The organism is Leptospira adleri, assembly GCF_002811985.1.
GTDB lineage: Bacteria > Spirochaetota > Leptospiria > Leptospirales > Leptospiraceae > Leptospira > Leptospira adleri.
In genome coordinates, this window is record NZ_NPDU01000052.1 from 15,603 (window position 1) to 31,228 (window position 15,626).

12 protein-coding genes are annotated in these 15,626 nt (G+C 43.4%); 11 read left to right on the top strand and 1 reads right to left on the bottom strand.

Annotated features, from left to right (window positions below; genetic code table 11):
* Positions 1 to 36 precede the first annotated feature (36 nt).
* Entirely contained in the window at positions 37 to 813 is a 777-nt protein-coding gene (locus CH376_RS17070) for a class II glutamine amidotransferase (protein ID WP_100785342.1), read from the bottom strand.
* Between the two features lie 125 nt (positions 814 to 938).
* Between CH376_RS17070 and CH376_RS17075 the strand changes: the two genes are divergently transcribed.
* The 11 genes from CH376_RS17075 to CH376_RS17130 all read left to right on the top strand — a co-directional run bounded on the left by CH376_RS17075 (position 939) and on the right by CH376_RS17130 (position 15,034).
* A complete protein-coding gene (locus tag CH376_RS17075; RefSeq protein ID WP_100785343.1) occupies positions 939 to 2,045 on the top strand; it encodes a glycosyltransferase in 1,107 nt (368 codons plus the stop codon).
* Entirely contained in the window at positions 2,042 to 4,792 is a 2,751-nt protein-coding gene (gene polA, locus CH376_RS17080) for a DNA polymerase I (protein ID WP_100785344.1), read from the top strand. Before CH376_RS17075 ends, polA begins: the two co-directional genes overlap by 4 nt.
* Positions 4,793 to 5,276: 484 nt before the next feature.
* Positions 5,277 to 5,963 (top strand): DUF1554 domain-containing protein, encoded by a 687-nt coding sequence (locus CH376_RS17085; RefSeq protein WP_165781735.1) that lies wholly within the window; start codon positions 5,277 to 5,279, stop codon positions 5,961 to 5,963.
* Positions 5,964 to 6,274: 311 nt separating this feature from the next.
* Positions 6,275 to 7,030 carry a DUF1554 domain-containing protein gene (locus tag CH376_RS17090; protein WP_100785346.1) on the top strand — a complete coding sequence of 252 codons (756 nt, stop codon included), beginning with the start codon at positions 6,275 to 6,277 and terminating at the stop codon, positions 7,028 to 7,030.
* 85 nt (positions 7,031 to 7,115) lie between these two features.
* Entirely contained in the window at positions 7,116 to 7,361 is a 246-nt protein-coding gene (locus CH376_RS24305) for a Bor/Iss family lipoprotein (RefSeq protein WP_100785347.1), read from the top strand.
* 7 nt (positions 7,362 to 7,368) lie between these two features.
* Positions 7,369 to 8,268, top strand: a complete 900-nt coding sequence (locus CH376_RS17100; RefSeq protein WP_100785348.1) for an OmpA family protein — start codon at positions 7,369 to 7,371, stop codon at positions 8,266 to 8,268.
* Positions 8,269 to 8,337: 69 nt separating this feature from the next.
* Complete coding sequence (locus tag CH376_RS17105) at positions 8,338 to 9,279, top strand: aldo/keto reductase (RefSeq protein ID WP_100785349.1); 942 nt, start codon at positions 8,338 to 8,340, stop codon at positions 9,277 to 9,279.
* A gap of 504 nt (positions 9,280 to 9,783) precedes the next feature.
* Positions 9,784 to 11,778 carry a methyl-accepting chemotaxis protein gene (locus CH376_RS17115; protein ID WP_100785351.1) on the top strand — a complete coding sequence of 665 codons (1,995 nt, stop codon included), beginning with the start codon at positions 9,784 to 9,786 and terminating at the stop codon, positions 11,776 to 11,778.
* A gap of 286 nt (positions 11,779 to 12,064) precedes the next feature.
* Positions 12,065 to 13,222, top strand: a complete 1,158-nt coding sequence (locus tag CH376_RS17120; protein ID WP_165781736.1) for a LamG-like jellyroll fold domain-containing protein — start codon at positions 12,065 to 12,067, stop codon at positions 13,220 to 13,222.
* 20 nt (positions 13,223 to 13,242) lie between these two features.
* A complete protein-coding gene (locus CH376_RS17125; protein WP_100785353.1) occupies positions 13,243 to 14,097 on the top strand; it encodes an alpha/beta fold hydrolase in 855 nt (284 codons plus the stop codon).
* Between the two features lie 139 nt (positions 14,098 to 14,236).
* Positions 14,237 to 15,034 carry a histone deacetylase gene (locus CH376_RS17130; RefSeq protein ID WP_100785354.1) on the top strand — a complete coding sequence of 266 codons (798 nt, stop codon included), beginning with the start codon at positions 14,237 to 14,239 and terminating at the stop codon, positions 15,032 to 15,034.
* Positions 15,035 to 15,626 lie beyond the last annotated feature (592 nt).

The window sequence follows — 15,626 nt, forward strand, 5'->3', positions numbered from 1 at the left end:
AGTGTAGAATGCTGCGGGATTCCGACAAATCCATTCTCATGCGTTGGAGAATACAATCCTTCCCTTTCTCCAAACTTGAAATTCTCCGGGAGAGAACGGATTCCATTCTTCATTGGAAGTCAGAGGTTGGGTCGCGATGACCGTGACTATGTCGCCCGGTCTTGTTACTTTTCGGAAGTCCACGGTTAGATCCGCGTCTAAAAGCCGCGCTTTTCCGAAGGGAGATTTTCTCGTGATCCAGGAAAGTTTTGTCGAGCAGAAGGCGTAGAGGTTTTTGGAATCGCTGAAGAGAAGGTTGGAGACCCCTTTTGTTCGGAGTTCCGTCACAAATTTCAAGATCGCACGGAAAAGTTCCGCTTCGTTTCGGGGGCGATCCGGGAACTTCTTCTTGAGCTTTCCTAGGAGCCAGCAGAACGCGTATTCGGAGTCCGTAGTTCCGACCGGTTTGAAATCACCGAGGGATTCTTCTTTGATTCCTTTGAATTGTCCGTTGTGGGCGAAAGTCCAGTAGGAACCCCAGAATTCTCGGACAAAGGGGTGGGTGTTTTTCAATTCTACCTTTCCCCGGTTTGCCTTTCGGATATGACTGATGACGGTTTCGCTCTTGATTGGAAGTTTTCGGACGAACTCGGCGATTTTGGATTCTACTCCGGGGGCCGGGTCATGGAAGACACGAAGTCCGCTTCCTTCATAGAAGGCGATTCCCCAACCGTCTTTGTGAGGGCCGGTTTTTCCACCCCTCTGGACAAGGCCCGTGAGGCTAAAGCTAATGTCCGTTGGAACATTCGCGCTCATGCCGAGGAGTTCACACATTCTTCTTCCCTTTCTAAGTTAAATCTAATATATTGAAATAATTTTCGTCAAAACGGATTTACGCCGTTCAGCGATTTTTTCAAGGATTCCTTGCAGAAATGAGCACGCAACTGGAAACTGAGCCGGTGATTTTGCATATAGATACAGAAACCGGCTGGAGAGGAGGGGAAAGGCAACTTCTCCTCTTGGCGGAAGGCCTCAAAAAAAGAAAGATTCCTCAACTCATCCTGGGTAAACCGGGATCCGCCCTGGAAAGCCGTTGTTCCGACCACGGGCTTCCGTTCGAAGCGCTTGCGATGAAAGGAGAATGGGATCTTGCGTCCGTGAAGGCGATTCGCGCCATCGTCCAAGAAAGAAAAGTCCGACTGATTCACACTCACACCGCAAAGGCGCATACGCTCGCCCTCTTTGCAAAATCAAAACTTCCGACAACGAAATTGATCGTTTCCAGGCGCGTTGATTTTAGTATTCGGAAGAATCTATTCTCCATATGGAAATACAAATCCAAACGCAACGACCTCTTCCTCACGGTTTCCAATAAGATTCGGGAAATTCTCTTGAGGGACGGAGTCGATCCAGCAAAGACGGTTACGGTTCACAGCGGAATCGATTTCTCTTTTACAAAAAAATTGCCGGACCCGACGCGTTATAAAAAAGAATTCTCCATCAAAAAAGATACGATCGTGATCGGAAACGTCGCCGCGCTCGTGGATCACAAAGATCAAAAAACTCTTCTTCATGCGATCGCGAAGGTCGATCCTTCCAAAAATTTCAAACTTCTCATTCTTGGCGAGGGAGAACTCAGAAAAGAATTGGAAGACTTAACGACTTCATTAGGAATTTCTGATAGAGTGATTTTTACCGGTTATCGACAAGATGTTCCGGACATTCTTTCCCTTTTCGATATTTTTACCCTCACTTCCAAAGAGGAGGGACTCGGCACTTCGATCCTCGACGCGATGGCGGTCGGTCTTCCGGTTGTCGCAACGAAAGGAGGGGGAATCGGAGAAATGCTCACTCACGAGAAAGGGGCATTTCTCGCCGAAGTGGGGGACGCGGATTCTCTTTCAAAATATTATGAAATTCTTATAGACGATTTGAAGCTCAGAAAATCCTTCGGAACCTTCAACAAAGAATCGGTAAAAAGATTCTCCATCAAAAACACGATCCGTAAAACGGAGCTCGCATACTATTCTTTCTTAGGGGAAGAACTTTTCGGAGCAACAGAATGAAACGTCTTCTCATCATCGACGGACATGCCTTCGTATTTCGCGCCTACTACGCGTTCGGCGCTTCCAATCTTACCAATTCCAAAACCGGACAACCCAGCGGAGCTACATTCGGTTTTTTTAAAATGCTTTTCAAACTTCTTCAGGACTACGCGCCCACACACGTGGCGATGACCTTCGATCCTGGCGGGCCACTGGAACGGGGAAAAACCTTCGAAGAATACAAGGCGAATCGAAAACCGATGCCCGAAGATCTTCGTCCTCAGATCAAAGAAGTGATGGAAACCCTCTCCAATATCGGATTTAGAGTTCTCAAAATGGACGGACACGAAGCCGACGATATCATCGGAACCCTCTGTGAAAATTACAAATCCACCGCAAAGGAAATTCTGATTTTTTCGGGTGATAAGGATCTTTATCAACTATTAGAAAAGAAGAATATAAAGATGCTCCGCGGAAAAAAAGGAGTCACCGAATTCGTCGAGATCGACGCGGGTTGGGTCAAGGAAGAATTGGGAATCGACGTCAAACAAATTCCCGATTATATGGGAATCGTCGGAGACACTTCGGATAACATTCCCGGAGTCAAAGGCATCGGGGACAAAGGGGCATCCAAACTTCTTCAGGATTACAAAACTCTCGACGGGATCTATAAGAATCTCGATAAGATCAAAAATCCTTCGATGAAGACCAAACTTTCCGAACAAAAAGAGAACGCGTATCTTTCTAAAGCTCTCGCAACGATCAAACGGGATCTTGATTTGGGAATCACCGAAAAAGATATAGAAACTCCGGATTACAAATCCGATCAGGCGATTCTTTATTTCAAATCGCAGGGTTATAACGTTCTTTCCAAAGACCTCGCGAAATCAGCGGGAAAGGAAGTTCCAAAGGACGCCGACGTTTCGGAGAAAAAAGAGGACGCGCCGATTCCGACGGGAGAAAAGGGAAATTATAAATTCATCACGACTGTGGAAGAACTTTCCAAAGTTTGCAGAGGACTTTTGAAATCCAGAATTCTCTCGGTTGATACGGAAACAACTTCCCCCAATCCGGCGATGGCCGACCTTTTGGGGATTTCTTTTTCCAATCAGGAAAAAACGGGATTCTACGTTTCGGTTAAGAATTCGGCTTCTTTGTTTCAGGAAAAATCTTTGACTCTGGAAGAAGTGAAAGAGCACCTCGGACCCGTTCTTGCGAGCGAGGTTCCAAAAGTGGGACAGAACATAAAGTATGATCTGATCGTATTAGAAAATCATGGTTTTGTGTTAAACAATATCCAGTTCGATACGATGTTGGCTTCGTATGTTCTTCAACCGGAAGGAAGGCGCCACAATATGGACGCTCTTGCAAAAGATCTTCTCAACTACGATACGATCACATACGACGATCTCGTCGGGACGGGAAAGAAAAAGAAAGAACTGACGGACATCGATCCGGAACAAGTCGCGGAATACGCGGCCGAAGACGCGGACATTACGTTTCGTTTGTATCAGGTCCTTCGAAAGTCGATCAAAGACTCCGGCGTGGAGCCCATTCTCCGGGATATCGAACTTCCTCTGGTTCCGGTTTTGGCGGAGATGGAAAAACACGGGATCGCATTGGACGTTCCTTATTTCGAAGAACTCGCTCGGGACTTCGACCGAGAGATTCGTCACTTAGAAGGCGAAATCCACAAACAAGCGGGGACTCCGTTTAACATCGCCTCTACGAAAGAACTTCAGAAAATTCTCTTCGACGAATTGAAACTGAGAACCGTAAAAAAAACGCAGACGGGTTATTCCACCGATCACGAGGTTTTGGAAGAATTGGTCGGCGAACATCCGATCATAGAAAAACTTTTGGAATACAGAAAATATACGAAACTCAAATCCACGTATGTCGACGCGCTTCCGAAGATGGTCAATCCTAAGACGGGAAGAATTCATACGAGTTACAACCAAACGATCGCGGCCACGGGAAGATTGTCCTCTACGGATCCGAACTTACAGAACATTCCGATTCGAGATCGAGAAGGTCGTTTGTTAAGGAAGGGGTTTATCGCCGGTTCCAGCGATTATGAAATTCTAAGTTTGGATTATTCTCAGATCGAGCTTAGAATCATGGCCCACGTTTCCAAGGATCCTGCGATGCTCGACGCATACAACCACGGTCTTGACATTCATAGAAGAACCGCTTCTGCGCTCTACGGTGTTCCCGAAAAAGAAGTCACATCGGAGATGAGAGACAAGGCCAAGGTCGTCAACTTCTCCGTGATTTACGGTGTTACTCCGTACGGCCTGAGTCGTAATCTTAGAATTTCCCGGGACGAAGCTAAGTCTTTCATTGAACGTTATATGACACAGTATCCGGGCGTGAAAAGTTATATGGACGAAATGATCGCCTTCGCAGAAACAAACGGTTATGTTCAGACTTTGACCGGAAGACGTCGCCCTGTCGCGGACATTCACAGCACTCACAAATCTGCGAAAGAAGCCGCCAAAAGAATCGCGATCAACAGCCCGATTCAGGGAACAAGCGCGGATATGATCAAGATCGCGATGATAGCGATTCATAAAGAAATACAATCCAAGAAATTAAAATCAAAACTTCTATTACAGGTTCACGACGAATTGGTCTTTGAAGTTCACAAAAAAGAAAAGGATGAATTCAAGGCTTCCATGAAAAAGCAGATGGAGACCGCGATGCCGCTTAACGTTCCGATTCTTGTGGAAGGAAAGTTCGGAGTCAATTGGGATGAGGCGCATTGAGAGCGAGCTTGAACTGAAATGATTTAGAAACCGACGTCGATCTTGGGTCGATACGGACTAAAAATCAAGTGATTTGACAAACCGAGTTTTTCGAAGGATGATTTCGATCCAACTTTGAATCTAAATCATTGAGGACCGCGCTCTGTTTTGTAAATATACTTACACACGTGATCGATGGATTCAAAAAAGAATTACTTACAGCGCGTCCTAAAACCTTATTTTATTTTGTCGGAAAGATCGAGCTGCAAGAACCAGTCCCAGTTTTGGGACAGGTTCTTATAAAAATACAATGTTTTTAGAAGAGTTCTTTCGAGTGTGGTCAAAGTCCATTCGATCGCAAGTTGCCATTTTTTGGCGGTTCATTCTGCTTCTTGGATTCGATCTTGATGCGTGAGTCGGCGACTGTCGGCTGGGCATTATGAATTGTACGCGCAATTTCCTTTCGAATAGAAATACAGGATTCTTTGCAAGATACGCATTTTCATTGTTAGTCGGTCTTTTTTGCGTTAGTTCTTGCACCGTATGGCCCATTTTGACGGCGACCGCTCTTTCCAAATCGGATGATTCCGATTCTTCCTCCTATCTACTTTTGCTTTTATCGACTGGAGCTTCTGGCCCGGTAACGGAAACCGGAAATCCGACCACTACGGCGGGCGCTCAAACTTCTACCTGCGGATCTTCCGGATGTACGATCCTTTTATCTTCGGGGATCAACGGAAACTTTGGAGGAATCGCCGGCGCAGATACGTTTTGCGCGAACGAAGCCGTTTTGCAAAACGCTCCTGGAAATACGGCCGGTTACAAAGCTCTGATCATGACCGACAATGGAACCAGAAACTTGACCTCGTCTTGGGTTCTTTATCCGAACACCGTATATCGTAGTAAAAGTAATAGTAACTTGGTGATTACGACGACTGACGCGAACGGACAATTTCAATTTCCGCTTTCCGCGGAAATCACGGGCGCCGGTGGGAATGCGGTTTATACCGGAATCAATACGACGGGGCCGAGTTGGGTTCCGAAGACCGGGGTAAATTGTCTGAATTGGACGGATAATACAAATCTTGTATCGGGTTGGATCGGAGTCAGTAACTCTCCAAATCAGGAAATCGATTCGGGCGCTTCTTTTACGTGTGATCAACTTCTCGTTTTATACTGTGTGCAAAGATAGAGATTGATTTTCAAGGTAAGAATGGAAAATATTTATTTCCATTTGATTTAACGTTGCTCTACCTTCCATCAAAAATTAGAACCGATGGAAGAGAAAAAGTTCGAAATCGGAGCGTTCTAAGGAGAGAATTTTTTTTCGGAACCTTCTGTTTTCAAAAGTCAGAAAGCGTATTTTGCAGCGACGGATAGATTCTTTCTTAATTTACATTTATAATAAATAATATTCAATTACAAATTCCTATTTATTGGTCGTTTGTTCCATTCCGTTGAATCAACCTTGCTGTAGGAATGAGCGCCTAACTGCTGGGTAGTATGAATTGTACCCGCAATTTATTTCCGTATAGAAATGCAGGATTACTTTCTCGATTTGTATTTTCGACGTTAGTTGTCCTTTTGGCTTCTTGTACGGTTTGGCCGATTCTTACAACCGCCGCGGTTCCGAAGTCAAAAGATGCGGATTCTTCCTCTTCCCTTGCTTTACTTTTATTGGCCCAAGGGCCGAGTCCTTTAAATTCTTCAAGCGGATCCGATACGTCGACTCCGGGTGGACCGACTACTTGTGCGGCGACCGGATGTTCCCTTTTTGTATCCCCTGTCACCAGCGGAAATTTAGGCGGAGTTGCCGGGGCTGACGCAAATTGCGCCGCTCGTGCCGCAGTGATCGTGGCTCCGGGGAACGCGGCGGGTTACAAAGCGCTCCTTATGGCTGAGGATGGAACGAGAAGTTTGACCACGTCATGGGTATTGTATCCAAATGCGAATTACTATAGTATTGATAATAATAATTTATTGATATCCACCACAGATGCGAACGGACAATTCGCGGCGACCTTAACGAATGAAATTACGCCGGCCCCTGGATTAGCATATACCGGCATCGATACGAGTGGTGCCACGTGGATTCCAAGATCAGGACAAACATGCGTCAATGCGGGCGCGTCCTGGACGAGCGTGAGCGGTGGAGTTACCGGTTGGGTTGCGAATCCCAATTCTCCCGGTATTGAAATGGGAGGGGCCGGAACCCTCACGTGCGCGACCAACGCAACGATTTATTGTGTTCAAAGGTGAGGATTAGGGTAGGGTTGTGTTGAAAATAAATTATATAATCATAATATTTTTTTGTGTCTCGATAACCTTTTGTCAACACGCGAGAGTGGAAGTTTCACCGATCGCAAATCAGAAAAAGAAAATCGAAACGAAGAGGGAGCGAATTCTCTTAAAGCAAAATTATTACCTAATGGGATTACTTCCAAGAAAGATCGAATACGAAGAATCGAATATTTGTCCTGAAAGAGGAATCAAAGAAATCCATCAGTTTTCCTCATTTACGAACGTTCTATTCGAACAGATGACGTTGGGAATTTATTCTCCGCGTTCTTTGGAAATTTTTTGTTACTGAGACAACGATGAGAATATTTCAAAAAAATCGAAACGAACTTTTTATCCGTGGAATTTACGTCGGATTCTTTTCCTTAATTCTGAATTGTCACCAAACGATAATTATTCCCTCCAAGTCTCCGCGTCTCGGCGAATCGATCAAAGGTGTGAACGCCACTTCCAGAAGTTACGTTCTCGGTTACTTTGAAGGAAGTCATTCGAAAGCGGAATGTTCGGAAGGAATCGAGAAGTTTAGAATTTTTAGGAGTTTTACGGATTTTATCATACATATTTTCTTAGGTGGAATCTACAATACGCGAAGTGTAGAAATTGAATGTGTTCGTCCCCAATTGGATTTTGCAAGCATCCAAAAGTCGGGTTCGATGATTCTGAAAGGAGTCCACTTTAATTCCAACTCCGATCAGATTTTAAACGAGTCGTATGTCATCCTGGAAGGGTTATCGAGATATCTAAAAGAACATTCCAAACTTAGAATATTGATCGTCGGGCATACCGATCTAAACGGAAATCAGAAAAGAAACGACGCCCTTTCTTTAGAGAGAGCCTCCGCGACAAAAATGTTTTTAATCTCCAGGGGAATCGATTCTCCGCGTATGGAAATCAAAGGACTTGGATCCAAAAGACCTATGCTTCGGAGTTTGGACGAACGAGCTTCCGCACTCAATCGAAGGATTGAAATTCAAGTGATGAAAGAAAAGGAAGACGATAGTCTATCAAATAAACGGATCGAACCGGAAGAAGACGACTCCGATAAAAAATATTCCACCAAGGTGATCTTTCGGGACGGAAAAGTCTTAAAAGGCAACGTATTAAATCAAACCGCAAATTCGATTCAATTCGAGAGAAACGGAGAAATTCAGGAAATACTAAAGAATAAGATTCGAAAAATAGAATACATCCGCCGTTAAACGTATTTGACGTCTTGGATTTTTATTTTTTTTGATTTATTGTTCGATCCTTTGTGAAAGGATCGAACAATGAAGCCGATTTCACGCGCTCATTTCCTAAAACAGACGGCCGCATTTTTGTTTTCCGCCGGACTTTCGTTTCCTGTAAAAAAAATATTTTCCAAAGAAGGTTCCGGTATGTTGTATAGAACGATTCAAAAAACGGGTGAACAAATTCCCGCGATCGGATTGGGAACATGGCAGACGATGGATATTTCCGCGGATTCTTCCGAAATCAAAAATTTGAGAGAGGTCTGGAAAGAATTTTTAGATCAGGGAGGAGCCCTTGTGGATTCTTCTCCTATGTATGGAAGATCGGAAGAAATCGTCGGAGTTTTAGCTTCCGAATCGACGGAGGAATTTAGGAAAAAAATTTTTTATGCGACGAAGGTTTGGACCAGAGGAGAGAGTGCAGGCAAATCGCAAATTGAAGCCTCGTTTCAAAAATTCAAAACGGAACGAATCGATCTATTCCAAATTCATAATTTACTCGATACACAAACTCATCTTAAAACCTTACGTTCTCTAAAAGAAAAAGGAAAAATCCGTTTTATCGGTTTAACGCACTATGTGTCTTCCGCATTTTCGGAAATGGAAAGAATTGCAAAATCGGAAAGTATAGAATTTTTGCAAGTTCCTTATTCGATCGTTACTCGAGAAGCCGAAGACAGAATTCTTCCTTTTGCCGAGTCGAAGGGAATTTCCGTTTTGATCAATCGTCCTTTCGAAGAGGGAGAACTTTTTCGAAGAGTCCGCGGAAAAATTCTTCCGGATTACTTTAAAGAATGGGATTGCGATTCTTTCGGACAGGCTTTTCTAAAGTTCATTCTCTCCAACACCGCAGTGACCTGTGCGATTCCTGCGACTTCGAAACTCTCGCATTTAAAGGACAATCTAAAAGCGGGACATGGAAAACTTCCCGCAGGAAAGGATCGGAAAGAATTTAAAAAAAGACTTTTGCAGATTTTGTAAACGTTGAATGAAAAGATTTTGATTTTTTGGCTTGTCCTATGCTTTGTAAGATCAAGAAGAATTTTAAGTTTGAGAATTTGGACCGACAAACGGTTTCTCCGAAGAATTCCGGATTGGTCGGAACTCCGGAGGAAGAGATCGAGGATTGAAATCTCGTTTGAATTTCCTTGAATCGGCTATTCCAAAGGGATTTTTTCCTTTTTACTCGCCTTTTCGTAATTTTTTTCCCACAAAAACATCGAAAACCTTGAAAGGTCGGAACTCCGGAAGATTTCTTTCTCTTTTTCAGAGATTCAAAAGAGAGTCGTATTTACGAATCCAACATTCTAGTTTAGAATGATACCCCGTCCCACCTATGTTCAAACGGGTTGGGTAAGTAGAACGGATTGCTTTCCTGTTTGAATGTCTTCAAACACGGATTCAAAAATGACGAAAGAATTCATTCTCAGTTTTCAGAATTCCGAATTATAAAAAGCTGACAAAAGAACTTTTTATGGAGCTTTCATGAGTCGTACGAGCCTTAAGTTTATCCTTTTGATTTCCGGAATTTCCATTCTTTTTACGCTCACTGGAATCGTCTCCGGAACCGCGTATTGGATCGGCAGAAAAAAAATCACGGAAACCCATATCAGTCAGATGAAAGGCGTGATCGCAGTCGTCGGTCTTGAGTTTGATTCTTTTTTAACTTCTCACGAAAATTTAGCTTGGACCCTCGCCGAAGATCCGAGGACGATTCAGTCTCTTAAATCCGGCAAACCTATCGCTGCAGAATATTATAAAACTATAATGAATCGTTTTGCGGTGTATGAAAACGTATTTGTCAGCGGATTGGACGCCGACGCGAAAGTCATCGTGGACGGGATCGGAGGAAAGAGCATCGGTTTTAAAATCGAGGGCGCGGGAATCGAAAAGAGTCTCCTCGCAACAAAGGAAGGTAAGTCATATCTTGCCAAGGCAACAAAGTCTCCGATAACCGGAAAACCGGTAGCTTTGCTTTCCGTTCCCATCATGGAAGGGAACCGCGCCATCGGACTTTTCGGGATCGCTCTTTCGTTCGATTCTATTTCCGAAAAAATGCTCAAGGAAATTAAGATCGGCGAACAAGGTTATGTTTCTGCAATGAATCAGGACGGAATGATCATTGCGCATCCAAAAAAAGAATTGATCCTGAATCTTGACGTTTCGAAAGAACCTTACGGCAAACAGATGCTGGAAATGAGAACCGGAGAAGTGTTGGAGTTTACTTTCCGAGGCGCCGATCGATTCTCCACGTTATTCCGTTTGGATCGTTGGGGAATTTCCATCGTAGCGATTCAGCCGAAATCGGAAGTTAGAGAAGCGTTGATCGGGCTTTTGATTCTTATCATATTCGCGGGAGTTTTGACCGCGTCCGTATCGGCTTATCTTCTCTATGTCCTTTTAAAGAAACGTTTGAATCCGCTTGAAAACGCGAGCAAACTATTTAAGACTATGGCTGAAGGAGATCTAACTTCGGATATTCAGATCGTTTATGATGACGAAATCGGTTCGATGAGTCGAGATATGAATTCGTTTATCAAAAGTCTTAGACATTCTCTCAAAGAAATACAAAATATCTCGGTAGAATTGGTTGCGTCGTCCGAAGAGCTTACGGCTTCCTCCGATTCTTTTGCCGCCGGCGCTCAGGCGACCGCCGCCTCGACCGAGGAAATGTCGGCAACGGTCGAAGAACTGTCATCGGGAATGGATAATATTTCCTCGGGGACCGATCGTCAGTACAATAATATATTAGAATTTCATAATAATATAAAAGCCCTTTCTTCGAGCGTCAGGGAAATCGGATCGGAGATCAATCACGCGCTTGAATTGACGCAAGGGATTTCCAAGCAGGCGGTTAAGGGAGAAGAATCTCTCGGACAAATGAAGACGATGGTTCAGAATATAATCAAGTCTTCGGGGGAGATGTCCGCTATCATCGGAATCATCAACGATATTTCGGATCAGACTTCCCTTTTGGCTCTGAACGCCGCCATCGAAGCCGCCCGTGCGGGAGAAGCCGGAAAAGGTTTTGCCGTTGTCGCGGAAGAAATTTCCAAGCTCTCGGAAAAAACGGCGTCTTCCATCAAATCGATCAGCGCGATGATCATGAGAAACAATCAAGAATTGGATTCGGGTGCGAGCGGAATTCAGTCGTCTTCCGAAGTCATTCACGAGATCATCTTGAGCACGGATATCGTTTCAAAGGCGATGCAAAAACTGCACGGCGTCACGAGTTCTCAGGAAGGAATCAATCTTCAAGTGGCTGAAAGAGCGGATCGAGTGGGGCAGGACGCGGAATTCGTAAAACGAGCGATGGACGAACAAAAACAGGCGTTTCACGAAATCACTCAGGTAATCGTTCAGATCAACGATCATACGATCTCGACAGCCTCGGGTTCCGAGGAAATTTCCGCCTCCGCAAAAGGTTTGGAACTTTCGGCCGAAAATCTAAGAAGAATCACCGATCGATTCAATCTCTGAATTCTTTCCGATCGCTGAATAAAAAAACGAGCGTCGTCTTCCCGATCGGAAGGTTTAAAATTTAAGAATCGGTTCAGGTCGTTTAACAAAGATTCTATTCTTACGAAAATTAGATTTTAAAAGAATCAGATTCATATAATTAATGATTGTTTTTTCCATTCCATTTTTGTAAAATTCCAATTGCGATTCAAGTCTTCGGATCTCGGTTTTAAATTCTAATTTAGAATTCGCGGTCTTGAAAGATAAGAAACGTTTTAAGATTGAATGCGAACTTATGGAATTGAAAATGGTAAAGTCGATTTGTCTCACGGTTTTATTCTTATCAATTCTCTCGGCTCTTACCTTCTGCCGATATGATCTGAATTCTCCCTCCACACCCGAATTTTCCTTGATCGGATTGGCTCGTGTGTCCGCGGTGTCTTCGGGTCCGATCGGACTTTCCATCAATCAGATCAACGTGAAAAACGGTTCCAATTTCGACTTTCAATCCGTCTTAAACGGATTCAAGTCTCCGAACGCCGTAATTACGATCACCAATTCTTCGGGAAGTTCTTTCGATATCCCTTCTTCGAATTTTTTAACGATTTCGGGTGCGAATGTTTCGGATTTTATTCTGACGAGTTCGCCTAACGGTACAATTGCGAACGGCGCCTCGATCACCACCGGAATTTATTTTAACAGTTCGTCCATCGGTGTGAAGTCGGCGATTCTTACTTTGCAGCCGGGAGGAAGTCTATCTCCGATTGCGGTGAATTTGCAAGGAACGGGCGTAGGAAATCCTTCCGGGATGTCTTTGTTTTCTCAATTTGAAACTCTGACCTTTGCGGATTCTTCCGGAAACGGCAATCGCGGATTTGTTACCGGAAATTTCGGTTCTCCTTTTATCACCGGCGTTCGCGGAAATGCGATCCGTCTCGGTTACGGAGCGTTTCCCGCTTTCGAATATATTTCGATCCCGGATTCCACGCCGCAGAACTTTCACTTTTCCGGAACTCAGGCGATTTCAATAACTGCATGGGTTCAGCCCGACACTTCGAATTTCGGAACGATTTTTGAAAAGTCACAGGACAACGACGGGAATCCGAATCTGATCTTTGATTTTTCCGCGAGCAACTCCGGACTTCGAGTGGGATCTTGGAGGGAAACCGATTTTTCGGAAGCGGTGACTTGGATCGGTTCGATTCCTGGAGGCTGGCATCACGTGGCCTGCGTTTACGATCCTTCTTCAAATCCGAACGTGAGCTTGTATCTCGACGGTATTTCCGTTCAAACCGGAAACTTCGTTTCCTCGACGATCGCACCTCCGAATTTTTCGGACGCTAACATTGGAAGATTCCGAAGGGACGCAAGTCAACTTTTTGTGGGATCGATGGACGAGCTTAGAATTTATTATCCGACCGCGCTTTCGGCTTCGCAAATCCAAACGATCTATAACAGTCGTTAACAAAATTAAGTGGGTGTTTTATGACTCTTCAAGAATGGAAACAAAACGGATCTTATTATTCGTATCGGGATTGGAAGATATTTTTTAAAGAAGAAGGTAAAGGCGAATATCTCCTTCTGATTCACGGATTTCCGACTTCCTCTTTCGATTGGGAAAAGATCTGGGAACCTCTGAAAAAAAAATACAAACTGATCGCTTCCGATTTATTGGGTTTCGGATTTTCTTCCAAACCCCGGATCGATTATAGCATTTTCATGCAAGCTGATATCATTGAATCATTGTTAGCCGAAAGAGGGATCGATGAAGTCAATATTCTTGCGCACGATTTGGGAGATACGGTCGCTCAGGAACTTCTAGCTCGATTTATCGAAAGAAAAAAATCCAAAAAGAAGGGAATCAAAATCAGACGAATGATTCTACTCAACGGAGGAATTTTTCCGGAATCACATCGTCCGCGCTTTATTCAGAAACTTCTGCATAGTCCGATCGGTTGGATTCTTTCATTGCTCATGAATCGTAATTCCTTTCAAAAAAGTTTTTCAGCAGTTTTCGGAAAGAATACGAAACCTTCTCAGGAAGAATTGGATCAATTTTGGAATTTAGTTTCATCGGACGGAGGTACGAAAATCGCTCATCTTTTGATCCGTTATATACAAGAAAGAAAACTGCATCGAGAACGATGGGTCGGCGCGATTCTCGAGGCGCCGATTCCGATCCGAATGATCAATGGAATCGCCGATCCGGTGAGCGGGGCTCATTTGGTGGAACGCTACAGAGAACTATCGCCGAGGGCGGATATCATAGAATTAAAAGAGATCGGACATTATCCGCAAGTGGAAGCGCCGAACGAGGTATTGAAGGCTATTTTTAAATAAAACAACGCCCGTTTATTCGTAAGAATTAGAATCATTCTTTTTTATCCAAGGGATTCTCCTTGAAAAAAAGAGGTACTAAAAGATCGTGATGGAATCAGGAAAAAAGAGGATTGTTTTTCAGTAATCTCCTATTCTTTTCATGGCTAAATCAAGTTATAATAATCCGAGATTTTTTGATTTTGTTTACGATGAATTCTTAACCGCCGCAGTGGACGACTCCACTTCCTCTTTTCAGGAAGGAATTCTCTTCCATTCGTTAACCAGTGAAAATATATTAGAATTACTAGATATAACCGGAATCCTCCCCGAAATCCATAAGAAAGGATACGATAAAGTCCAGCTTGAAATTTCGGGAATGGGTCAGGATTTTCAAAGACTCGTTTTGATTTCGGATAAGGAGATTCTTCTTCATCTTCGTTTGAGTATTCAAGAATACAGATTGGAGATCAACGATTACTTCTTTAAGGAAAAATACTTGATCATCAATTGGTTACAGACGCGTCATCCGAAATCGCCGACGACCGACAAACATAGGTTGTATCCGGGACAAGACGTTCCGGGTTTGGGGATTTTTCATCAGATATCCGATTTTATCGGTTTTTTAATTCTCTCCCTTCGATTGAACGGCGCGGTGATTCGTCCCGAATATTTTCACGACGCAGTTTTATTTTCTAAAAAGTTTCACTTTTTGACGCCTGAAGCGCAGGCTTTATTTCTCGCACTGAGAAGGGATTTTAAAAACGAATCGATCCGCGGTATTTCCACTTATCTTCATTCGGGTAAGATTCAAGATCACAAAACGATCGTACAGTGGAAGGCGGTCGAAATGATTTTATTTCTTGAAAAGACCTTAAATCCTTTTGTGTTCAATAAAAAGTTTGATAAGAAAGTCGGCAAAATATTGGATTCGATCAAACTCAGCATCTTGGAATCTTGAACGAATTCTTTTTTAGAGATTGATGTGTTCAACTTTGCGGCTTTCCTCGATATAAAATCTGAAATTTTGAAACGAAGAAAAAAGACTTTCTTTCGATGGGATTTCCTTTCGCGGAGAATTTCTCGAACATATTCTGCGATTTTTTTGAAAACGATTGCCCTTTCGAATGTGTTTAAGACCGTGCGAATCTGGATTTAGCCGAGGACAAGAATAGGTCGGAACAACGGCGGTTTCATTTTTCAAATAGACTCTTTGTTTTTCTAAAGAAGTTTAATTAATCCTTTTTATCTATTTCGATTCTTGATTGGAACATTCTTATGGATATTTTGAGAGAAAGGCGCTTGTTTCTCCTTTTTCTATCCGTTTACAAAAACTTTCGTTTTATAAAAAGCTTCAAAAAAAACTTGTAATTCAATTCTGTTGATTTCAAAATCTGACTTCGTCGAATTTAAGAATGGAAGAGAGAATCAGTATGGATCACAGAAAATTTCCGAGAGTCTTTCCGGCGGCAAACGAGATCATCGAAGTTCAATCGAAGGGAGAGAATTAAAAAACCGATAAAATCGGATATCTGATGAAAAATCCCCAAACC